Annotated in this window: 23 protein-coding genes; 13 read left to right on the top strand and 10 right to left on the bottom strand. The window is 63.9% G+C overall.

The annotated features are described in order from the left end of the window. Positions 1 to 66: 66 nt before the first annotated feature. Entirely contained in the window at positions 67 to 2,295 is a 2,229-nt protein-coding gene (locus BLW62_RS05555; RefSeq protein WP_090505914.1) for a carboxylesterase family protein, read from the bottom strand. 195 nt (positions 2,296 to 2,490) lie between these two features. Continuing rightward, a complete protein-coding gene (locus BLW62_RS05550) occupies positions 2,491 to 3,942 on the bottom strand; it encodes an ATP-binding protein (RefSeq protein ID WP_090506435.1) in 1,452 nt (483 codons plus the stop codon). 144 nt (positions 3,943 to 4,086) lie between these two features. Here BLW62_RS05550 and BLW62_RS05545 point away from each other — a divergent pair, with 144 nt between their 5' ends. Together BLW62_RS05545 and BLW62_RS05540 are read left to right on the top strand one after the other, a co-directional pair. Then, complete coding sequence (locus BLW62_RS05545) at positions 4,087 to 4,455, top strand: universal stress protein (RefSeq protein ID WP_090505912.1); 369 nt, start codon at positions 4,087 to 4,089, stop codon at positions 4,453 to 4,455. A 2-nt stretch (positions 4,456 to 4,457) separates the two neighbouring features. Then, positions 4,458 to 5,015, top strand: coding sequence for a GNAT family N-acetyltransferase (locus BLW62_RS05540; protein WP_090505910.1), 558 nt, complete (start codon positions 4,458 to 4,460; stop codon positions 5,013 to 5,015). A 64-nt stretch (positions 5,016 to 5,079) separates the two neighbouring features. Here BLW62_RS05540 and BLW62_RS05535 read toward each other — a convergent pair whose 3' ends face one another. Next, on the bottom strand, positions 5,080 to 5,541 hold the full coding sequence (locus tag BLW62_RS05535) for a universal stress protein (RefSeq protein ID WP_090505908.1): 462 nt from the start codon (positions 5,539 to 5,541) through the stop codon (positions 5,080 to 5,082). A gap of 150 nt (positions 5,542 to 5,691) precedes the next feature. Here BLW62_RS05535 and BLW62_RS05530 point away from each other — a divergent pair, with 150 nt between their 5' ends. Both BLW62_RS05530 and BLW62_RS05525 read left to right on the top strand, forming a co-directional pair. Continuing rightward, positions 5,692 to 6,156: a universal stress protein gene (locus BLW62_RS05530; RefSeq protein ID WP_090505906.1), complete on the top strand. Its 465-nt coding sequence runs from the start codon at positions 5,692 to 5,694 to the stop codon at positions 6,154 to 6,156. 164 nt (positions 6,157 to 6,320) lie between these two features. After that, the gene (locus BLW62_RS05525) at positions 6,321 to 7,592 is read left to right on the top strand and encodes a DHH family phosphoesterase (protein ID WP_090505904.1); all 1,272 of its coding nucleotides are present in this window, start codon (positions 6,321 to 6,323) and stop codon (positions 7,590 to 7,592) included. Positions 7,593 to 7,621: 29 nt separating this feature from the next. Here BLW62_RS05525 and BLW62_RS05520 read toward each other — a convergent pair whose 3' ends face one another. From BLW62_RS05520 to BLW62_RS05500, 5 genes are all read right to left on the bottom strand, one after another. Then, positions 7,622 to 8,086 carry a MaoC family dehydratase gene (locus tag BLW62_RS05520; RefSeq protein WP_090506434.1) on the bottom strand — a complete coding sequence of 155 codons (465 nt, stop codon included), beginning with the start codon at positions 8,084 to 8,086 and terminating at the stop codon, positions 7,622 to 7,624. Between the two features lie 69 nt (positions 8,087 to 8,155). Next, a complete protein-coding gene (locus BLW62_RS05515; RefSeq protein ID WP_090505902.1) occupies positions 8,156 to 8,851 on the bottom strand; it encodes a hypothetical protein in 696 nt (231 codons plus the stop codon). A gap of 90 nt (positions 8,852 to 8,941) precedes the next feature. Next, entirely contained in the window at positions 8,942 to 9,370 is a 429-nt protein-coding gene (locus tag BLW62_RS05510; protein WP_090505900.1) for a DUF5807 family protein, read from the bottom strand. Positions 9,371 to 9,509: 139 nt separating this feature from the next. Further along, entirely contained in the window at positions 9,510 to 9,947 is a 438-nt protein-coding gene (locus BLW62_RS05505; RefSeq protein ID WP_090505898.1) for a DUF7112 family protein, read from the bottom strand. 26 nt (positions 9,948 to 9,973) lie between these two features. After that, on the bottom strand, positions 9,974 to 10,378 hold the full coding sequence (locus BLW62_RS05500) for a 30S ribosomal protein S6e (protein WP_090505896.1): 405 nt from the start codon (positions 10,376 to 10,378) through the stop codon (positions 9,974 to 9,976). A gap of 395 nt (positions 10,379 to 10,773) precedes the next feature. Between BLW62_RS05500 and BLW62_RS05495 the strand changes: the two genes are divergently transcribed. The 8 genes from BLW62_RS05495 to BLW62_RS05460 all read left to right on the top strand — a co-directional run bounded on the left by BLW62_RS05495 (position 10,774) and on the right by BLW62_RS05460 (position 17,782). Then, positions 10,774 to 11,058, top strand: a complete 285-nt coding sequence (locus BLW62_RS05495) for a WNWW family protein (protein ID WP_090505894.1) — start codon at positions 10,774 to 10,776, stop codon at positions 11,056 to 11,058. Positions 11,059 to 11,138: 80 nt separating this feature from the next. Then, complete coding sequence (locus tag BLW62_RS05490; protein ID WP_175459685.1) at positions 11,139 to 11,804, top strand: TetR/AcrR family transcriptional regulator; 666 nt, start codon at positions 11,139 to 11,141, stop codon at positions 11,802 to 11,804. Further along, positions 11,801 to 13,279, top strand: a complete 1,479-nt coding sequence (locus tag BLW62_RS05485) for an MATE family efflux transporter (RefSeq protein ID WP_090505892.1) — start codon at positions 11,801 to 11,803, stop codon at positions 13,277 to 13,279. The genes BLW62_RS05490 and BLW62_RS05485 overlap by 4 nt, the downstream gene beginning before the upstream one ends. A gap of 1 nt (position 13,280) precedes the next feature. Further along, positions 13,281 to 14,180, top strand: a complete 900-nt coding sequence (locus tag BLW62_RS05480; RefSeq protein WP_090505890.1) for a hypothetical protein — start codon at positions 13,281 to 13,283, stop codon at positions 14,178 to 14,180. A 15-nt stretch (positions 14,181 to 14,195) separates the two neighbouring features. Further along, positions 14,196 to 14,531, top strand: a complete 336-nt coding sequence (locus BLW62_RS05475; protein WP_090505888.1) for a hypothetical protein — start codon at positions 14,196 to 14,198, stop codon at positions 14,529 to 14,531. A gap of 92 nt (positions 14,532 to 14,623) precedes the next feature. Continuing rightward, on the top strand, positions 14,624 to 14,980 hold the full coding sequence (locus tag BLW62_RS18540; protein WP_090505885.1) for a hypothetical protein: 357 nt from the start codon (positions 14,624 to 14,626) through the stop codon (positions 14,978 to 14,980). A gap of 121 nt (positions 14,981 to 15,101) precedes the next feature. Further along, complete coding sequence (locus BLW62_RS05465; protein ID WP_090505883.1) at positions 15,102 to 16,331, top strand: MBL fold metallo-hydrolase; 1,230 nt, start codon at positions 15,102 to 15,104, stop codon at positions 16,329 to 16,331. Between the two features lie 236 nt (positions 16,332 to 16,567). Further along, on the top strand, positions 16,568 to 17,782 hold the full coding sequence (locus BLW62_RS05460) for an MFS transporter (protein ID WP_090505881.1): 1,215 nt from the start codon (positions 16,568 to 16,570) through the stop codon (positions 17,780 to 17,782). Positions 17,783 to 17,935: 153 nt separating this feature from the next. On the opposite strand, the gene BLW62_RS05455 is transcribed toward BLW62_RS05460, so the two are convergent. Together BLW62_RS05455 and BLW62_RS05450 are read right to left on the bottom strand one after the other, a co-directional pair. After that, positions 17,936 to 18,334 carry a hypothetical protein gene (locus tag BLW62_RS05455; protein ID WP_090505879.1) on the bottom strand — a complete coding sequence of 133 codons (399 nt, stop codon included), beginning with the start codon at positions 18,332 to 18,334 and terminating at the stop codon, positions 17,936 to 17,938. Positions 18,335 to 18,547: 213 nt separating this feature from the next. Then, the gene (locus BLW62_RS05450) at positions 18,548 to 18,943 is read right to left on the bottom strand and encodes a thiol-disulfide oxidoreductase DCC family protein (RefSeq protein ID WP_090505877.1); all 396 of its coding nucleotides are present in this window, start codon (positions 18,941 to 18,943) and stop codon (positions 18,548 to 18,550) included. Between the two features lie 336 nt (positions 18,944 to 19,279). On the opposite strand from BLW62_RS05450, the gene BLW62_RS05445 reads away from it, so the two are divergent. Further along, complete coding sequence (locus tag BLW62_RS05445) at positions 19,280 to 20,524, top strand: hypothetical protein (protein ID WP_090506432.1); 1,245 nt, start codon at positions 19,280 to 19,282, stop codon at positions 20,522 to 20,524. Positions 20,525 to 20,552 lie beyond the last annotated feature (28 nt).

Raw genomic sequence — 20,552 nt, 5'->3', positions numbered from 1 at the left:
CGCCGCGCTCATTCCCTCGAACTCTCTGAAATCCAGTCTTCGGTTCGGATGGCGTTAGTGACTCCGCTATGAATTCGGCCCTCGGTCACACAACTCGACCGACTGGCTCGACTCTCCCGTCTCGAACTCGAGCGTTTCGTTCCCTGCGCCGCTCTCGAGCGTAAGCGTCAGCTTGTGGCTCGTCTCGACCCGGATTTCGAGCGGTTCGGTTGTATCGACGCCGACATCGTCGACGTATAGGGTGGCTGCGGTGACGTCTTCGGCCTCGAGTTCGATCGCGTTCTCGGGTTCGTGGCGCTCGAGTGGATCCCGCCAGTGGATGCCCTCTCGGGTGTTGAGTTCGGGGTCGGTCGATTCCTCCTCGAACTCCTCGATTTCGGGTTCGTCGTAGCCGTCGACGAGCGAAATGGCGTCGATCACCCCGTCGTCTTCGTCGTCTGCGACCTCGATCTCGTGGACCCAGTAAACGCCGTCGTGCTCGAGGTCGTACTCGTCGTTGCCGAACTCGGGGGCGACTCGGTAGGTCACGCGGGCGGGCTGACGTTCGACCACCGCATCGCCGAGGTACGCCTGCCCCGGACCCCACTCGTCGCGGACGAACGGGGTGAAGTGATCGTCGGCGGGGAACGAGTCGAGTCGGTGGCGATAGCCGTGATCTGCGAGTTGTCGACGGTAGTTCCGAACACCAGCGTACGGAACGAGTTCGTCGAGCACCCCGGCCCACATGAGCAGCGGAACGTGCCGGAGGTTGTCCGTCACGCGCATCGCATTCTGGTCGCCGATCAGGTCGTCTGTCGGACCGCCGAGGATATCCTCGTCAGCTGGACCGACGACGGCGAACCCGCGGGCGAAGAGGTCCGGATACAGTGATCCTAGCCGATAGGTGCCGAAACCACCCATCGAGTAGCCGCCGATCGTCACTCGATCGACGTCGATGTCGTATCGTGCGGTCAGGTCGGCCCACGCCTCGAAGGCATCGAGTTCGGCTTCGTTCGCCCACCAGCCCGACGGGCCCCGACCGTGGGGCATCAAGACGATGGCGTCGCGTTCCGCTCCTAACTGGGCGAGTTTGTTCGGCGACGCCGCGTACTGATTGTAGTTCTGGCCGAGCGAGTGTAACAGCAAGTGCATCGGCGCCGGTTCGCCCGGCTCGTAGCTCTCGGGTACGTACACGGAGTAGGGCTGGACACGGGTTCGATACATCTCGTCGTCGAGGGTGATCCCCTCACCGAGGTCGTATCGCGAGCCGTAGAGCCGGTTGTGGTAGCCCGTCTGTGGAATCTCGCGGTCGACGTCGCCGTCTTCCAGCCGTCCGAAATCGACGTCTGCCCCGAGATCGGAGATGTCGCGTTCGGAGAGCGCTTCGGCCTGGTTCGCCGATCGCCAGCCGTCCTCCCCGCCGAGAAGGGACGCGATTCCCTCGAGTAAGTCGATATCCAGCCCGAGACGGTCGTCTTCCTCGGCCTCGAGCGGTTCGTCCTCGACGGTTCGGAACCCGACGTTGTAGACCGGCGGATCGTCGTCACCGATGTCGAGGAATCCGTCGTCCTGACGGAAGTCACCGTCCCTGTCGTGCAGTCCCGCGACGGCGTAGTGACGCCACGTCTCTCGGCCTGGCTCGAGATCGACTTCGACCTCGAGATGGTTTCGATCGACGTCGACCGAGAAGGCGTCGTCGGGGAGTGCTTCGCCATCGAGGGTTGCGCCGGTGCCCCAGACGGCGAGGACGTGATCGACCGGCGCGCCGAGGTCGCCGAGATTGTGCCCCCAGTCGGTGTCGCCGTCGCCGCCGGTATCGATCCCGATCGCGACGATGGCCGCGTCGGGTTCGATCATCGTGTTCAGCGCGATTCGGTAGGCGACGCCGTCGTCAGTCGGCCGCGTGCGAATCTCGAGGATGTCGGCCGCGTTGTTAGCGTACCGATCCTCGTCCGGATACTCACGTTCGTCTTCCGGGCCGCGGTCGTCGAACGCCCAGCCCTGCGAGAGAAACTCGCCGCCGTCGTAGGCCGTTCGCCCGGAGACGAGCAGTGGATCGGCGTCCCATTCGTCGGTCGATTCGAACTGCGGCGGCAAGACTGGATCGTCGTCCAATACGTCGGGGCCGGGACGCGGCGACTCGAGGTGGTCGCCGCCGGGACACGATTGCTGTTCCGCCCCGACACTTCCACCCGTACCGGCCCCCGTTCCGACGAGGCCGGCAGCAGTCGCCATACCGACCGTTCGGAGCACGCGTCTTCGGGACGAATCGGTCCCAGCAGCGTCGTCGAGCAGATCTGTGGGTTCGGTTCCCATACCCAGCCGGTCAAACAGCGGTAATAAAAAACATTGTGACAGTTACGCCGACTGAAAGCGTCCGTCCGACGAACAGGCACCGATCTACACGATACCATTACTCCTCTACTCGTCCATTCGGTGCTCCTCTCTCTGGCTCTCGAACTTCGCCGTGGATGGAGACCCTCGCTACGCCGGCCGTCGTCACTGACCGGTTCAGTGGCTATGATCGTGGTCGTGACCGTGGTCGTGGTCGTGATCGTGTCCAGAACCACTCGAGCCACTCGGCTCACCGCCGTCACTCGCCTTTCCGAGGTCGCCGCCGGCGACGAGCGCGTCGTGGTCGCCGTCCATCATATCCATGTTCTTCAAGGTGTCTCGCTCCTCGAACTCCTCGACGGCGTCGAGGAGGTCCTCTTGCGTGAGGGTGGTCCGGTCCTCGGTCAGGGCCTCGAGGACAGCCTCTCGAAGCACCATCCGGAGGTCGCTGCCGGTGAGGCCTTCGGTGGCCTCGGCGATGAGGTACGGGTCGAACTCGCTGATGTCCATCGTCCGGGTGATGAGCGAGAGGATGTCCGCTCGCATGCTGTGGTCGGGTTTCGGGAAGTTGATGATCTCGTCGAAGCGCCGCCAGGCGGCGTCGTCGAGTTGATCGGGGTGGTTGGTCGCGCCGATCAAGAGCACGTCGTCTTCGATCAGCGAGATGTTGTCGATGCTCTTGAGCAGGGTGTTCACCGCGCGTTTGAGCGCGGCGTGTTCGTCGCTGCTGCGAGTCTTGGCAACGAAGTCGAACTCGTCGATGAAGAGGATACACGGCGAGAGCCGTTTGGCGACTTCGAACGTCTTATCGACGTTTTTGGCCGTCTCGCCGAGATACTGGCTCGTAATCATCGAGAGTTTGACCTCGACGAACGGCAGGTCCATGTCCTGGGCCAGTGCCTGTGCCGTCGACGTCTTCCCCGTCCCCGGCGGGCCGACGAACAGTAGCTTCCCGATCTCTCGAAGACCGATCCGCGAGAGGTAGTCACGGTGCTCGATGGCCTTCGCGATCTTGTTGAGTTCGTTCTTTTGATCTTCGGTGAGCACGAGGTCGTCAAGGGACATGTCGACTTCTTCGGGCGCGCGAACGTCGACGAGGTCGAGCATCTCCTCGTCTTCGTCTTCGTCGAAGTACTCCTCGAGTAGTCCGTCGATCCAGACGCGATCGGCCTGAATTGGTCGGTTTTCCTCGCGCGCTTCCTCGTGAGTCACGTCGAATTCGTCGCCGTATTCCTCGTGAGTCGTGAAGTGCTTCGTGAGCGTGGGGTTCTCGCGCAGTCGCTCGTCGTCGACGCGCTCGGCGAACCACTGTTCGGCCATGTCTTCTTGGGCGAGGGTGATCGTCCCCGAGAACTCGTCGCGCTCGGTAAACATCAGCTCCGAGACGGCATCCCAGGGCTGATCGATCCCCGTCGCCTCTCGAGCGGTCGCGTTGGTCGCCGAGAGCGGACGACTGATGCCGGCGTGTTTCCGTCCGGCCTCGCCGTCACCGTCGTCGTTGTCGACGCTCCCCGCCCAGAAGACGCGCCGAACCGACGGCGGGAGATCGTTCTCGTCCAGGGTCCTGTCGTCCGAATACACGCTCGTCGTGAGCAGGAACTCCACGACATCGAGCGCCGCATCACTCATTCCGTCACCGTATTCACCACACGGTCTTAACGTCGTCGTCCTCCGCAACGTGTGCGGACTCGTGACGCGTTCGGCCGGGATGTGGGTCTCCCCAGCGCGGTCTGCGGCACAACGGTTTTCGTCCACCGGTGCACAGGCATGCATATGAACGTCTTAGTGGGACTCGTCGGAAGCGACGAATCGATCAAAACGCTCCGGCGGACGATCAACCGAACCAGCGAGGTCGGCGACGATCTCACCGTCGCCATCGCCGAAAAACCCGAGGCGAAACGCTCGCAAGAAGACATGGCCAAACAGGCCGAGAAACTCCTCACGGAGGCGAACGTCGACGCCAATATCGTCCAACTCGAGGGCGATCCCGGCAGTTCGATGGTCGACTACGCCGAGCAAGGCGAGTTCGACCAGCTCGTCATCGGCGGCGGGACCTTGAGCCCGATGGGGAAAATCCAACTCGGTCCGATCACGGAGTTCGTCCTGTTGAACGCCCCGACGACCGTCAAACTGGTGCGATAACGATGGCTGCGCGACAGTACCCCGACGAGCCGGCCGGGCCGTTCCCCGCGCCGCCGACGACGAACGAGGACGGAGCAGATCGACAGATCGTATTTCGCGCCCCCGACGACGTCACCGAGTGGCTCGAGGACGCCGTCGACATGTACGTCCAGTTCGACCCGACCGACCGAGCGCAGGGGATCCCCCCGACCGGCGAGGATCGGATCCGCAACTGGCTCGAGACTATCGCCGAGGAGAGCGTCAACGTGATCGCTCGCCACGATGACGACGTAGTCGGCCACGCGACGCTCGTTCCCGACACGAACGATCCCTCCTCCATCGAGGACAACGCCGACATCGAGTGGGAACTCGCGATCTTCGTCCTTCAGGACTACCAGCGAGCCGGAATCGGGACGATGTTGCTCGAGCACCTGCTCGGGCACGCGAGCGAAATCGACATCGAACGCGTCTGGCTGACCGTCGAGCGCTGGAACAATCCGGCGATCGCCCTCTACGAACGCGTCGGCTTCGAGTCGACCGGGACGGAGAGTTTCGAACAGGAGATGGCGATTCGACTCTAAAGCTGCGTTCGCCACACTCACTCGACGGAAGAACGAGGCGAGAATTCGGAGGCCGAAAGCGAGGTTAGACCGAGAGCACGGGCTGGCTCGCGTACGCGAGGACGTACTCCGCTACTTTCTCGAGTACTTCCGCCGATTCGGTATTCGAGACCGGCTCTCTGGGGAGCACGATGAAGTCTGCGTCGATTTCGTCGGCGGTGTCGAGGACGACGTTTCCGGGGTGTTTCGTTTTGCGCGTCTGTGAGAAGCCATCGTCGACGGAGGTGACGAGGGGAACGTCCGCCTCGTCGGCAACGATTGCGATGTCGTCGAAAAAGTCCTGTGTACCCGTTGCAACCGACGATTCGTCGACGCCTCCGCTCGCCAGCCCGTGTACCACGCCGCGCCCGAGTACGAACAGCGCGTGGACCGACGCGTCGTACCTGTCGGCGACGGCGACGGCGTACTCGATCGCAGTTTCGGATTCGTCGCTGCCGTCGACCGGTGCGAGGACGGTGTCGACGGTAAACGGCTCGCTGTCGTCCATACGCGTCGATGTGTGGCCCGTCGGCAAAAACCCTCCCCCGCATACTCGAGGGAGACACCCAAAACCACGCCGATGGTGGCCCTGCTCGAAGGACCCAGAGGCTGACCTCGCCCGCCGGTATTTATGCCCGCCCGTCTCCAAGTGTCGGCTATGTTCGAGACGGTCGTCATCGCCACTGATGGGTCTGAAAGCGTCAAACGAGCCGTCGACGTGAGTCTCGACCTCGCCGGTCGTTTCGACGCCGACGTCCACGCGCTGTCGGTCGTCGACGCGGACGAAGTCGACGCCTCGCCAGACCAACTTCGAGACGAACTGCAAAGCGCCCTCGAGACGACGGCGGATTCCGCGCTCGCGACCGTCGAGGACCGAACCGACGGGGAGACGACGATCACGACGGCCGTCAGAGACGGACGGCCCGCGGCCGAAATCTGCGCGTACGCCCGCGAGGTCGACGCCGACCTGATCGCGACCGGAACCCGCGGCCGTCACGGCGAGAACCGACTCTTACTCGGCAGCGTTGCCGAACGCGTCGTCCGAACCGCACCCGTCCCGGTGCTCTCCGTGCGCCAACTCGAGACGATCCAAAACGACGGCGAGTCGACGATCGAGGTCTGAACGCGCCCTAGGGCGACTCCTTTTTGGTCCAGCGCGCTCGAGAGACGGCCCGTTTTCTGCCCCCGCGTGGCGACGGCCCGACACCGGTTCACTCCTTTTCGAGTCCCTACAGCGGGCCACCCCAGAGGGGAAGTCACTTCCCCGGGCGGCGCGCACACGGAGATATGTACGAGGAACTTATCGAGAGCGGTGATCTCCCACTCGCCCGGAAATCGGTGCTGCCGGGCACCGGCTTCTTCCTCCCCGACGAACTCGAGGAGGATCTCGAAGACGAACAGACGGCGGCCGCACTCGAGGGTGCCGACGTAGCCGTCGTCGCCGACCCCGACGCCGACGGCCTGGCCTGCGTCGCACTGATTCGCGAGGCTTACGACGACGTGCAGGTGGTTCCGGAACCGGACGACGATGCCGAGGAGGAGGCCGCTAATTCCACCGAACCCGTGGCAGACGCGGTCGATGACGTCGACGAACCCGCACTCGCCGCCGGTGGGGACGAGCCCGCACTCGAGGAGCCCGAACCGACGCCCCACAGCGTCGCGTTGATCCCGGCTAGCCCACACAACGTGGAGGACGCCCTCGCTCGAGTCGCTGAGTTCGGCGACGACGGCATCGATCTTTTCGTCTGTGACCTCGCCCCCGACCGCTACGAGTACGTCGAGGACGAACTCGAGGCGGCGCTCGAGACGGCCTCCGGCGTCCGCTGGTACGACCACCACCAGTGGGGCGACGATGTCGCCGAATCGGTTCGTGACGCCGGTGTCGACCTTGTAGTCGGCGACTCGGACGAAGAGTGCAGCGCGGATGTGGTCTATCGCTCGCTCAAGTACGAATTCTCCCCGATGTACGAGGAACTGGCGACCGTCACGCGAGATCACGACCTCTGGCTGCGCGAGGATCCACGAAGTGACGACCTCGCGGACTACGCCTACTGGAGCGACCCCGCGGAGTACGTCGAGGTCGTTCGCGAGTACGGCGTCGACCTCCCCGAGTGGGCACAAGCGTTCCTCGAGGAGCGTCGCATCGAGAAGAACCAACTCATCGAACAGGCGACCGGTCGCGCCGAGTTCCGCGATATCGGCGGCTACACGGTCGGCATCACCTACGGCCGCTGTTCGCAAAACGAGGTCGCCGAGTCGATGCGCGAGCAGGGTGCCGACGCTTCGGTCATCGTCAAACCCGCCGGATCGGCATCGATCCGTGGCACCGAGGAATTCCAGTTGTGCCACGAGGTCGCGGGCAAGGTCAACGGTGGCGGCCACCCCAAAGCCGCGGGCTGCAAGCCCGACATCTACGACGACATGCTCGACTACGCGAACCACTGGGTTACCCGCGGAGCCGTGACGAAGCGCGTCATCCTCGAGGCCTTCGAGGCCGTCGTGGACGAGCACGAGAGCGACGACACAGCAGGCGCTGACGACCTCGAGAGCGACGACTAACCGACAAAACGCGGCCGATTTCCCGTTGCCTATTCTGCGTTCGCGGCGTCCTCGCGCTGGACGATGTTCACGGACGTGATCGACATGACTTCCGTCTCGTCGACGGTGACGCTCCGGCGGAACTCGACGTAGCCGCGATCCTCGCGGCTCTCGGAGGGCGTTTTCTCGAGCACTTCGACGCGAAGGGTGAGCGTGTCGTCCGGTCGAACCGGTTCGTGCCACTCGAGATTGTCCATGCCGAGGCCGCCCATGTTCGCGACGTCCGCTTCACCTTGCACGATTTCCGTGACGAACAGCCGAACCGACAGACAGAGCGTGTGCAGACCGCTCGCTACCAACTCACCGAACATCGAATCCTTCGCCGCCTCCTCGTCGACGTGGAACGGTTGTGGATCGAACTGTTCGGCGAAGTCGACGATCTCGTCTTTTTGAATCGTGTAGCCGCTGGTTTCGAAGACGTCCCCGACCGCCAGATCCTCGTAGTAGTGAGTCACGAAGAACGGGTTTTCGGAAGAAGGGATTAAATCGACCGGTTCGAAACCGGTGGCGTCGACGACCGGCACTCAGTCCTGCGAGACCACGTATCGCATCACGAGCTGTAGCACGTGGACGAACACACCAGCGACAGCGATGTAGACGCCGATTGTCTGCAACGCAACTGACGCGTTGCGATGGTCGCGAACCTGCCAGATTTCGTAGCCGAGTCTGAACAGGAACCCGAGGAAGATCAACACGAAGCCGACCGGCAGGACGACGGGGACGAACGTTCCGATCAAAATCGCGACCACGCCGCCGATGAATCCAACCATCGAGTACGTCCCCCAGTTTTCGAACGTCTTCGAACGAGCGTAGACGTACCCCGAGATGACGGCCGTCATCAGCGCCGTGACGACAGCCGTGATCCCCAGAATCGTCAGGTGGGTCTCCGGCGGTGCGAACCGAAGCACGCCCGCGCCAAAGATTCCGAAGACGAATTGCAAGACCACCATGCCGACGAACGCAATTCCCATGTCGCCGCCTTTCACCCCGCGTTCGGCGATCAGTTCGCCGCCCATGATCGCCACCCCGTAGACGATCACGCCCAGAATCGGTGCCGCGAACAGGTAGTCGTTGACCTGCGCCAGCGGCGTCTCCGTGATGACGTACATCAACACGATGTTGACCGCCATCAGAATGCTCGCACCACCGATCACCTGCACCTCGCGACTCGAGAGGCCGAATCCTCGTTCGGTCTCGTGTGGCGTTTCGAACGAACTCATGACTCGAGGATACGCGAGACGCTCGCAAAAGGGTGGTCCTTACGGTTGGATCGAAATGTCAATCGCTGTCACGCTCACGCGGACTGTCCGTCACGCGGAGTCTACGGTCCACCGATCGGAGTACGCCGTGCCGCAGGTACACTTCGCGTAGGCGTGAACGACGTCGCCGTCGGCGTAAATCCCGCCCACGTCCTCGTTTTGGGCCTCCGCGAAGGCGAAGACGAACTGCACCGCGTGGTCCTCGTCGGCGGGTGCTTCCGGACAGCTCCCACTGGCGAGGTCGTCGTCGATGATCCCCTCGAGGTCCATCGCCGACTGGGCGAACTCCATCGCACCCGTGCCGGTGGCTGCCTGAAACGCGTTCCGTCCGCGTTCGCCGTCGACGATAATTAGGACGCCGTCGTCGACCGATTCGCCGAAGTCCTCGAGTCGCTCGTCAGAGACGTAGGAGTCGGCCAGAAACAGGACGACGTCCTCGAGTCGCTCGCCGGCCAGAAACTCCTCGCGTGCGCTGGTCATGGGGCACAATCGTCGCTCGAGGTGGAAAAAGGGCCCGTCATCGTCCGCTCCGTGCCCGTCGCTGACGAGCAGGGCTGTCGCTATCAAGTAGCGCCGCCGCTCTCGATTCGAGACGCAACGCCACCGCCTCGAGTCAGAATTACTGCTCCTCGAGATTCGATGCGATGTCGCTGAGGCTGTCGCTTGGCGGCTCGTAGGCGTCGTAGTAGGTCGTCTCGCCCGGCGAGCGAAGTCCGTAGAGGAACTCGGGTTCGATCACGTCGACGAGGACCGAACCGCCCATCGAGACGTTCGCGTCGTCGATCCACTCGAGCAACCGATCCGTCTCGCCACTCGGGTCTCGAGCCGCGTCCGGCGTGTCGTAGACGCCCGGAATCGAGAGGTCGTCACCGGTCAACGCCCGTTCGACCCGCCCGAAGCGTTCGTCGCCATCGAGGACGATGCGGACGACCTCGTCGGTGGGAAAGGCGTCGCGTTCGTCGGCCGGTACCTCGAGACGAACTCCAGTAGCCGTCTCCGTACACGTCGACCGGACCGTCTGCACTGACGGATGGTCGCTCGAAATTCGATCAGTCATAACGAAATAGAATCGGTGCGGCTGCGTTATTCGTCGCCGTCTTCGCCGCCCTCGCCGAGCAATTCGTCGATTCCGGAACTGCCAGCCTCGACGACCGAGGCGTTGATCTGTGCGACGGCGTCGGAGACTTCGCTGCCCCGAACCGTGATTCGGCGGCGCTCGCCGTCACGCGATGGTTTGTAGCCCGTCTGGCGCTCTTCCATCAGGACTTCCTGCAGGCTCGAGCCGGAGACGTCCGGGCTGAGCGGGCGACCCGCGTCGTCGGAGCCGCCGGTGATCTCGAGCGTGTAGCCCTCGAGTCCGACGGCGTTGCCGTCGACTTCCTCGCCGATCGACTTGCCGATGAACCGGTTTGCGTCCTGTTCTTCCGCCTCGAGCTGGTAGGACGACCCGGACTCTGGGTCGCCAACGACGACAGTGAAACTTGCCATACACGACGGATGACGGCCGTCGCTCAAAAGAACATCGATCACGACCGAACTTTTGCTCTGCGGGCGCGGCAAGCGCGCCCTCGGCAAAATCTCGAGAGAGCAACGCTCTCTCGGACCTCGCGGGAGCGAAGCTCCCGCTTAGCTTCGATGAAAAGCACTCCTCCCTCCGTTCTCTCACACCCTTCGGTCGCTCGTTCACATCGGTCGTCGGCCCGCTCGTTCGCCCTGCGGGCTCACTCGCGGCGAATGTTCGTGTAGCAGCCTGCCCTTCCCCGGATCGGACGACTCTCGCATTGCTCGAGCCGTCCTCACGGCCGTTCGGGTGTGGACTCCGTTTCGGGTTCCGATCACCCGCCGCTCGAACAGTCAAGTACATTGCCCACCTACACTCGGCCGTGTTCATCGATCCACTGCGACTCGAGCGTCGCTTGCGCGAGGAGTTCGGCGACGGCGAGGGAGCGTCCCGCGTCGTCGTCCGACAAGCCGTTGATCTCGCCGATTCCGGCCAGTATCAGGCCGACGCGGGGACGACGCTGACGAACGACGTGGTGCTCGAGGAGCTCGCGGATGCCCCAGACGGCGGCCCGACGGAACGTTGGAACTGGTGGATCGGATCGCTCGAGGCCGCCTACGGCGGCTACGGTCGATTCGGTATCCAGCAGTATCGCACGACCGAGTGAGGTCGCTCGCGTGCGAGTGCTCGTCAGGTGCCCCTCAGAACCGAAACGCCTTTTTCCGCCCCTGACTGACTGGTTAGTCAGTGACGGACGCCGATACGCGAGAGACGATCATGGCCGCGACGTACGAAGCCCTCTGCGAGATGGGCTACAGTGACCTCACCGCGCAGGCGATCGCCGATCGGACCGATCGCAGCAAGTCAGCGCTCTTCTACCACTACGATTCGCGAGAGGCTCTCGTCGCGGCGTTCATCGAGTACCTGCTCGAGGGCTTCGATGGACGACTCGAGCAGATCGACGACCGGTCGCCGGTCGAGCAACTCGCGGCGTTCGTCGACTGGTTCCTGTCCGATCCGGACGACGACCAGGTGGCGTTTCACACGGCGTTTCTCGAACTCAGAGCACAGGCACCGTACAACGAACTTTACCGCGAGAAACTTCGAGAGAGCGACGACCGACTCCGCGAGGCGATCGAGTCTATCCTGCGGGAGGGGATCGAATCGGGGGACTTCCAGGATCACGATCCCGAAACCGTCGCCGCGCTCTTACTCGCGACGTTCGACGGCGCGCGGATCCGCCAGTTCACCCTCGGTCGCGACGAGTACCTCGACACGGTTCGCGAGGAGACTGCCGAGCGAATTCTCGCCGACGTCCTCGCCCCCGGCGTCGAACTGCCGGCCGAATCGAATCTCGAGTTCCCGCGCGACGACCGATTTAGCGAGGACGATGCCGGTGATCGTCCCGAATGAGCACGCCGTCGGACAGATCGGTCAACGTGACCGACGGGGAGCTGTTCAAGCCGCTCATGGTGCTCTCCGCACCGATCGTGGCGTCGCAGGTGCTCAACGTCGGCTACAACCTCGCGGACACGTACTGGGTCGGCCGGTTAGGCAGCGACGCCATCGCGGCACTCTCGTACTCGTGGGCGGTCGTCTTCTTGATGATCAGCGTCGGCGGCGGACTCACCGTCGCCGGCACGGTCCTCATCGCCCAGAACAAAGGAGCTGGAAATATCGGCATGGCGAGTCATCTCGCCGGCCAGACGCTGTCGTTCGTGACGGTCGTCGCACTCGCCTTCGCCGCCGTCGGCTACCTCTTCACGCCGTGGCTCATGCGAATGGTCGGTGCCGAACCCGGTGCTGCCGACTACTCCTACGCGGTCAGTTACACCCGGATCATGTTCGTCGGCATCGTGTTCATGTTCTGGTTCTTCATCTTCGACGCCCTCTCTCGAGGCTGGGGCGACACCCGAACGCCACTGTACTTGATGGCCATCAGCGTCGCGCTCAACGTGATCATCGACCCCTTCTTGATCCTCGGATTCGACGGGAACCCGCTGTTCACCTGGGTCGGTGCCGGCGGCCTCGAGTCGACGCTGTACGCCGCAACCGGCTTCGACGGGTGGGGCGTCGACGGCGCAGCCATCGCGACAATCTTCTCTCGAGGAATCGCGGCGGCCATCGGCCTCGCACTGTTGTTTTCCGGGCGCGTCGGCCTCGAGCCCTCGCTGTCCGATCTGTGGCTCGATCGCGAGACGGTCCGAGAGATCGTCGACATCGGCGCACCCATCGCGACCGAACAGGGCTTTCGCGCCTTCGGAATCACGGTCCTGACGGCGATCATCGCGCTCGCGGGGACGGAAGCGGTCGCGGCCTACGGGATCGTCACACGACTCTCCTCGCTGCTCTACATGCCCGCGCTGGGGCTCGCCCGCGGAACGGAGACGGTCGTCGGCCAGAATCTGGGAGCCAATCAGACCGAGCGGGCCAAACGGGCCGTGAAACTCAGCTCCATCGTGATCGTCTCGGCCTTTACGGTCGTCGTCGCCGTCGCGTACACCTTCGCCGAACCGATTGCAGCGGTCTTCATCGAGGCGGGAACGGCGGACGCCGATCAGGTGATCGAGTACGCCGCGGCGTACATCCTCATCGCCGGGCCGTCGTACCTCTTCCTCGGCGTCTTCCAGATCCTGTTAGGCGGGATTCGCGGCAGCGGTTCGACGCGTGCGGCGATGGTTTTGTCCGTCCAGGAACTGTGGCTCTGGCGTATCCCGATCGCCGCGGTCGCCGTCGTCACCCTCGGTATGGGCGTCGTCGGCGTCTGGTACGCCGTCGCCATCTCCTACGTGGTGTCGACGATCACCACCGCCGTGTGGTTCCGCAGAGGCACGTGGACCGACGACGTCGTGACCGACGAGTCGCCCACCCCAACACCAGGTGATTGACGTGAGTGAACATTCAATCGATCAGCACCGACGAATCGCCCACCCGAACACGCACAGTCGTTGGTCCGAACTCGCACCGTCGGTCCAGCCACTCGTCACCAAATCGATACCCGCGCGTGCGGAATCGTTCCCGGCAGCACTCTGTACGATCGCCGGCGAGATCGGTTCCGACGCCGCCGACGAGTACGTCCGCCCCACTAACGACGACCTCGAGGACGTCCTCGAACCGGTCGTCACCGCCGTCACCCTACTCGAGGGCTATGTCACACTCCGACTCGCGGTCCTATACGGCGACGGTAAGACGACCGCCGACACATCGAACACGAGCGATCGAGACGCGATGCTCCTCGCCAGTGACTACCTGCACGCCGGCTCTTACGCCGCAGTCGCCGAGACACCGGTCTCCGATCAGCGTCGTCTCGAACTCTACCGAGTCTCGATCGGCGGCTCGAGTGACCTCTCACATCGGTTTTTGGGTGCGACCGACTCAGCGGGCGCTCCGAACGAAGACGGTGACACCGTCGACGCTCTCGAGGCGAGGGCGTCGCTCGCTGAGACTGCGGGAGTCATCGGCGCGACGGCCGTCGGTACGCCGACCGAAACACGGACGGCGCTGCGTCGCTATAGTCACGCGATGATGAGCGCGCTCGCCCGCCACTCCGCGGCAACCGCGGCCGACGTTGACCCCCAGACTCGCGCCGCTCGCGTGCTGTTCGGGACGACCCAGCGAGGAAACGTCTACGACGGGGCGGAGACGAACGGCTCCCCGGCCGTCGAAGACGCACTCGAGGCTGCGCGTGAGGCGCTCGGAACGCTCGTCGACAGCGGCGGAATCGACGCTACATCTCCGGCGTTCACCCGCCTCGAGCGCGCGACCCACCTTCCGTTTCACCGCGACTGAGCGGAGCCCCTTCCCATGAGTGAACTCTCGAGACCGATCTGGCCGGCGTATCCGCTCTCGGCGTTCGTCGCAGGCCTCGGTCACTGGTATCTCGGCCAGTGGAAACGAGGGGTGATCTGGTTCGGTATCTACGTTCTCGCACTCGCGTTTCTCTCCGCGCGAACGCTCTCGGGTGCGTTCGACCTGAGCGAACCGTTCGTCGTCAGCGCGCTCCAGTTCGAAGCCGTCTCCTTCGCTGATGTCGCCGTTCCGCTCGCCGTGTTGGTCTGTTGCCTACTCGATATCTACCTCCTCGGTCTCGCGAAACGGACGGCCGTCGAGCCGGACGGATCGGCTTCGAACGGCTCCTGAGCGGACGTATTAGGTCGTGCGAACACCGTGTAACTCCCCTGCCCGCGTCACTCGCGGTGTACGTTTTTGTAGTTGTACAACGTACGACACGTATGACCCGTCTCGGAGTGCTGGCGCTCAAGGGGGCCGGGGTCCTCTTGCTCGCTTTCATCGTCCTCAGTGTCATCGCGACGGTCGTGGGCCTCGTCCTCTCGCTCGTCGCGACGGTTGTCTCGGTGCTCGTCACGCTCGCAATCCTCGCTGGCCTCATCGTCGGTGCCGCCGCGCTCTACTCGTACCTCTGGGATGACGACGAATCAACGTTCGAGGCGTCACCCACCTCTCACTCGAGACCCGCCACCGAAACGGCCGACCCTTCCGATCGCGTTCGCTCGCAGTACGTCGACGGCGACCTCGACGAGGCCGAACTCGAGCGAGAGTTAGATCGTCTGCTCGAGGAGGAGACGTAGAGTAACAACTGAAACGGGTTACACACTGATCGCCAGACGGTTCGGCGATCAGGTGTACACTGACTTGCAGTGGCTACGATAATCGACGGTCTCAAACACCGCGCCGCGCTAGCTGTCGGCGATGGACATCCGGTTTCTGGGCGGCGTCGGAGAAGTCGGCCGCAGCGCAATTCTCGTCAACGACCGACTGTTGCTCGATTACGGGATGAAAACGGAGAATCCGCCGCAGTTCCCCCTCGACGTCGACCCCGAGGGCGTCGTCGTGAGCCACGGCCATCTCGACCACGTCGGCGCGATTCCCTCGCTTCTCAGCGGCGACGCCCGGCCCCCGATCCACTGGACGCCGCCGACTCGCGAGTTCGCCCTGACGCTCGCTCGAGACACGCTCAAACTCCACGGCGGGACGCTCCAGTGTCCGTTCACCGAGACGGACGTCCAGCGGGTCACGCAGGTGTCTCGAACGCACGGCTACCGAGAACCGTTCGAAGTCGCTGGCCACGAGGTGACGTTCTACAACGCGGGGCACATCCCCGGCAGTGCGCACGTGCTCGTCGACGACGGCGACACCCGCCTGCTCTACACGGGTGACTTCCACACCGACGCCCAGCAACTGGTCTCGCCCACGACCGACCGGCCCGCTGCCGACGTCGTCATCTGTGAGAGCACCTACTCGGACGTCGACCACGACCCTCGAGACACCGTCGAGGATCGATTCGTCGAGAGCGTCGAAACCACGCTTTGGGAGGGCGGCACGGTCGTCGTCCCCGCCTTCGCGATCGGTCGCACGCAAGAACTGATGCTCGTCTGTTCGGCCCACGACATCCCCTGTTACGTCGACGGCATGGGAACGGACGTAACCGAGATGCTCAGACGCTACCCCAACTACGTCCGGGATTCGGACGACTTCCGACGCGCCGTCTCCCACGCCCGATTCGTGACCGGCCGAGACGGACAGCGAAAACGAATCGTCGACCAGAAGGCCGCGATCATCACCACCAGCGGAATGCTATCGGGCGGCCCCGCCATGACCTACATCCCCGCAATTCGAGCGAATCCGACGAACAAAATTACCATGACAGGCTATCAAGTCGAGGGAACGCCCGGCCGCGACCTCCTCGAGACCGGTAGCGCCGAACTCGACGGCCGAATCATGCCCATCAGCGCGCAGGTCGAACAGTACGACTTCTCGGCCCACGCGGATCGAGCGGGCCTCCTCGAGTTCCTCGCGTCCTACCCCGACAGCGAGGTCCTCGTCAATCACGGCGACCGATGCGACGCGTTCGCGGCGGAATTGCGCGAGGACGGCTTCGACTCGAGTGCGCCCGAACTGGGCGAAACTGTGACGGTGTAACCTCCCGCCAGCGAATCGAGTGCTCATTGAATTGGCCAGAGGTAGCCGCCGACGTGACCGAACCGAGCGAGCACGAGCAGCGTCCCAAAACCGACGAGGACCGTGAGTGGAACAGTAAGCACTCCTCGAGCCACTTGTCTGAAAACCCCGATCTGCAACTGTGACACCGCGAGCCTCGACAGCGAGACCGACATATCGAAATAGCTCGCGTCGACACCTCTCGAGCAGAGACGTTCATGACCGACGGGATGGAGAACCAACGGCGCGCCTACGGCCTCGTCGCTTTCGGGGCGGTGAGCTACACCTGCTTGATGTTCATCTGGTTCTCGCTGCCCGCGTACCTGCCCGTCATCATCGACGAGGTTGGGCTCTCGAGCACGCAAGCCGGCGTCCTGACGGGGGCGATCCCGCTCATGTACATCCCGATCGCGCTGTTCTCGGGGATCGCCGTCGACCGAATCGGCCCCGGACGGAGCCTCGCAGCCGGGATTTTGATCTACGGAATCGGACAGATTACCCGCAGCGTCGCGCCCGACTTTCCGTCGCTGCTCGCGACGACGCTCCTGATCGGTGTCGGCGCGACCGCGATCACGTTCGGACTGCCGAAACTGGTGGGCGTCCTGTTCCCACCAGACGAGACCGGTCGCCCATCCGCGATTTACCTCGTCGGTGCCTCCGCGGGTTCGGCGCTCGTCTTCGCCGTCGGTCGCCCGATTCTGGGGCCGTGGCTCGGCGGTTGGCGACCGCTGTTCTTCTGGAGCGGCGTTGTCGCCGTCGGCTACGGCCTCGCGTGGTTGCTCGTCAGTCACCGGGCTCGAGTCGACGCACAGATGGCGACCAACGATTCGTTCTCTCTCGAGTCGGTCGTTGCGGACCTACGACTGGTACTCTCTCACCGCGAACTCCAGCTCGTGGTCGTCATCGGCACGATGTACCTCCTGCTCAATCACGGCCTGCAGGGGTGGCTCCCCACGCTGCTCGAGTCCCGCGGGCTCTCGCCAGGACTGGCCGGACAGGCGACGAGTTTGCTGATCGCTGCCTACGTCGTGGGCGTCCTTGCGGTGCCCGAACTCGCCGACCGATTCGAGCTTCGCCGTCCGGCGCTGATGGCCTGTGGCTCCGTCGCGTTCGTCGGCATGCTGGGCGTGATCGCCGGCGACACCGGCGCGTTAGTTGTCCTCGGGATCATCGTCACCGGCCTCGGCGTCGGCGGCGTCTCGCCGCTCGTCCGGGCGATCCCGCCGGATCTCGAGGGAATCGGCGCGCGGCTCACGGGGACCGCGGTAGGATTCATCTTCGCCGTCGGCGAGATTGGCGGCTTCTTCGGCCCGATGCTCATCGGCGTCCTCCACGACGCGACCGGCTCGTTCGTCCCCGGATTGATGCTGCTCGCGGCCGGGACGCTGGTGGTCGTACTCGCCGGCGCTGGGTTGCAGTATCTGGACGACTGATACGTTTATTGTTGTGATTTACCGTACGACGCAGAGCGGTCACGATTGCACGAAGAATGACGTAGAGCAGACCGTCTGTGACAAACTGCCGAGTACTCACGCTCACTTGAGCGCCGCAGTCCACGCTCGCCGAACTGAACTTCACCGCCACCGTCAAAACTGGACTCCACCTAAACGCACCTCTCCGAACTCGTTTATCCCCCCGTCGAACCAAGCGATTCCACCGGGTGTCATACTTCCCGATTCGATTCCGACGGTGCTCTCGTCGTAGCCGTCGGGTAGGTCGACCTCGCCCATCGATGGCCCCGCGATGGAGTCGAACGTCTCGGCGTTCTCCGTATCGAGTCGAATCATCGCCCACATCTCCTGGCCGTCTTCTTCGACGGGAAATTCGATTTCGTGACGCTCGCCGGCTTCGACGGTCGCAACCGTTTCGACGAGTCGCTCGTCTTCCATGTCGTCGTGGACGATGAACGCCACCTTCTCATCGTCGTCCGAATCGTTCCTGACCCGAATCGCGGATTCCCTTTCCTCGTCGTTCCACCGACTCACGTCGTCTATGCATCCGCCGAGACCTACTGCTGCTGTTGCTGCTACTGCTGATGCTGCAATATTCGTGAGATACTCCCGTCTCCGTTGCAACAGTGATGTCGGCATGATCCGTTCTCTCTGTCGAGAGACTACCCTGAAAACCATCAATACTCTGATCTGATGGTTGCTACGTGCGAACGTCCGTCCTACTCGAGAATTCCCATTCGGTGAGTGTTACCCCGAGTCTTCGGTATCCCGACGCGCCGGCGGCGTCTTCGACATGACTTTCCCCCACTTGTCGCGGTTGTTCGCCACCTGCCGGTAGCCCCACTCGCGGACGTGTTCGTAGTCCTCGAAATTCCGCAGGAACTCGAGTCCGTTGCCGACGGGTCCGCCGTCGTCGTAGCGCCGGAGGGCCTCCTCGAGAGACTGCCCGCAGGAGTAGACGGTGTCGTCGGCCACGAGGTGGGAACACTCCTCGTAGAACTCGGGCAGTCGCTCCTGGAGGTCGGGGTGGTCGGGCAGGTCGCTGAAGCCGACGAGTCGGATTTCCGTTCGTTCGCCGAAGAACTCGGCCCACCACGTACAGAAGCCACAGTCGTCGTCGTAGACGAGGGTTGGCTCGGTCATACTCGGGTGTACGTCCTCAAGACAGTAACATCTATCTGGGAGTTGCGCGACTCGAGAGACCGTCGTCGAGGCGCGATATCGCACCTCGTGCCGCCGAATACACCACGAAAGCCCCGAGCCCGCTCGAGTCTACGACTCGAGACTCGCGCTCGCGGTGCTCGCGCGAATCGGCCTCGCCCCTTTCAGTCCCACCCGCAGTGGAGTGGGTCGCAGGCTGGTTCGACGGTAGAGTGGACGGACTGCGAGTCCAGTAGTGGAGTGGCGGAGGGCTCTCGAGCGACCGGGGTCAACGGTCACTGCCAGAACATTATTGGCGCAGCTGACCAATCACCAGCCATGAGTGGTGCGACGCGTCCGCTGTCGGAACCGCGGGTGCTGGCCCACACCAAGCGGCGGCTCTTTTCGCCCGCCGAGGACGGAGACTCCTACGTCGTCGCTGACACGCAGTTTTCGCAGGACGAGTGGCTGCCCGGCCAGCCCATCGCGGCCGGGATTCGCGAGGAACTCGCGCCGTTCAACCACGTCCAGATCGGTGGCGGCTACCCTGACCTGGTGGGCGTCGGATCCCTCGAGTCGGACCTCCTCGCCGTTGAACGACTGGGCGAGGAGCCGCCGCTGATCGCCATCGAAGCGAAAGGCGAGACGAGCGGCGGCGTGGACACCCACCTCGGCATCGTCCAGGCTTACGACCGACTCCACGAGGCCAACGCGGCGTACTTCGCAGCCCCGAGCGCGGCGATCACGGAAACCGACCGAACGCTCGCGAGCGAACTGAACGTCGGCGTCCTCGGCGTCGACGCGACGGGCGAGGTGTCCGTCCTCGAGGTGCCGCGGGTAGTCGGGAATCGGTCCTCGAGCGAGGCGACGGCGCTTCGGTTTCAGGCCGGAGCGCAAGGCGTGGCCGACGCCTCCTTCGGATTGAACCACCCGAAGAACTACCTCGGCTATCCGCTGGCCCACTACGCCGAGGGCGACACCGCGACGGTGCTCTCGGAGTACAAGGTCGTCAGCGCCGCCTCGGACGCCGAACGCGGCGCGGCGTTTCTGGGGTTGATCGAAACGGGTCCCCGAGGCGTCGAACTGACGTCGCTCGGCCACGAGGTCGTCCGCTTCGCCATCGGCCGCTGTGGCTCCGTCGAGGCCGCCCTCGCGGCGTTCGAGGAGTGGTACCGGTCGCGCAAACGCTTCGTCGACCTCGCGCCCGCCTGGGGGCAACTCGCCCGCCGCGTCGTCTTCGAGTACCCCGCGACGGAACTGCTCGTCACGGAACTCCAGACCATGCACGACGACTGGCAGCCCGAACCCTCGCTCGTGGACCTCCTCGAGCACCTGCACGCGGTTCACCCGACGTTCGCGATCGAACTCTTCGTCCGCGGCGACGACGCGGTTCGACGGCGGGTGCTGACCGAGAACGGCGACCTCCGGCGCGAGGCACTCGAGGACGGGGCGATCTACCACTCGCCCACCGTGTTCCAGCTGAAGGCGATGCTCTACCACGTCGGAATCCTGACCGAACGCGGGGCGGAGCCCCATCGTCTGGAGCCCCTCGAGGACGTGTGGGCGCTTCGAGAACACGTGTGAAGGTGTGTAAACTCCGTTGGCGAGGGAA

The sequence above is a fragment of the Natronorubrum sediminis genome (assembly GCF_900108095.1).
Taxonomy (GTDB): Archaea; Halobacteriota; Halobacteria; order Halobacteriales; family Natrialbaceae; genus Natronorubrum; species Natronorubrum sediminis.
The sequence above is the reverse complement of the archived record's forward strand: the minus strand, read 5'-3'. Positions and strand labels throughout refer to the sequence as shown.

Bases quoted from the DNA above. Each gene is read 5' to 3' on its own strand.
- BLW62_RS05535 (WP_090505908.1), bottom strand. From the start codon at position 5,541: ATGGACGACAGCGAGCCGTTTACCGTCGACACCGTCCTCGCACCGGTC.
- BLW62_RS05450 (WP_090505877.1), bottom strand. From the start codon at position 18,943: ATGACCGAGCCAACCCTCGTCTACGACGACGACTGTGGCTTCTGTACG.
- BLW62_RS05445 (WP_090506432.1), top strand. From the start codon at position 19,280: ATGAGTGGTGCGACGCGTCCGCTGTCGGAACCGCGGGTGCTGGCCCAC.
- BLW62_RS18540 (WP_090505885.1), top strand. From the start codon at position 14,624: ATGACCCGTCTCGGAGTGCTGGCGCTCAAGGGGGCCGGGGTCCTCTTG.
- BLW62_RS05460 (WP_090505881.1), top strand. From the start codon at position 16,568: ATGACCGACGGGATGGAGAACCAACGGCGCGCCTACGGCCTCGTCGCT.
- BLW62_RS05500 (WP_090505896.1), bottom strand. From the start codon at position 10,378: ATGGCAAGTTTCACTGTCGTCGTTGGCGACCCAGAGTCCGGGTCGTCC.
- BLW62_RS05545 (WP_090505912.1), top strand. From the start codon at position 4,087: ATGAACGTCTTAGTGGGACTCGTCGGAAGCGACGAATCGATCAAAACG.
- BLW62_RS05530 (WP_090505906.1), top strand. From the start codon at position 5,692: ATGTTCGAGACGGTCGTCATCGCCACTGATGGGTCTGAAAGCGTCAAA.
- BLW62_RS05555 (WP_090505914.1), bottom strand. From the start codon at position 2,295: ATGGGAACCGAACCCACAGATCTGCTCGACGACGCTGCTGGGACCGAT.
- BLW62_RS05475 (WP_090505888.1), top strand. From the start codon at position 14,196: ATGAGTGAACTCTCGAGACCGATCTGGCCGGCGTATCCGCTCTCGGCG.
- BLW62_RS05550 (WP_090506435.1), bottom strand. From the start codon at position 3,942: ATGAGTGATGCGGCGCTCGATGTCGTGGAGTTCCTGCTCACGACGAGC.
- BLW62_RS05485 (WP_090505892.1), top strand. From the start codon at position 11,801: ATGAGCACGCCGTCGGACAGATCGGTCAACGTGACCGACGGGGAGCTG.
- BLW62_RS05505 (WP_090505898.1), bottom strand. From the start codon at position 9,947: ATGACTGATCGAATTTCGAGCGACCATCCGTCAGTGCAGACGGTCCGG.
- BLW62_RS05510 (WP_090505900.1), bottom strand. From the start codon at position 9,370: ATGACCAGCGCACGCGAGGAGTTTCTGGCCGGCGAGCGACTCGAGGAC.
- BLW62_RS05525 (WP_090505904.1), top strand. From the start codon at position 6,321: ATGTACGAGGAACTTATCGAGAGCGGTGATCTCCCACTCGCCCGGAAA.
- BLW62_RS05540 (WP_090505910.1), top strand. From the start codon at position 4,458: ATGGCTGCGCGACAGTACCCCGACGAGCCGGCCGGGCCGTTCCCCGCG.
- BLW62_RS05465 (WP_090505883.1), top strand. From the start codon at position 15,102: ATGGACATCCGGTTTCTGGGCGGCGTCGGAGAAGTCGGCCGCAGCGCA.
- BLW62_RS05515 (WP_090505902.1), bottom strand. From the start codon at position 8,851: ATGAGTTCGTTCGAAACGCCACACGAGACCGAACGAGGATTCGGCCTC.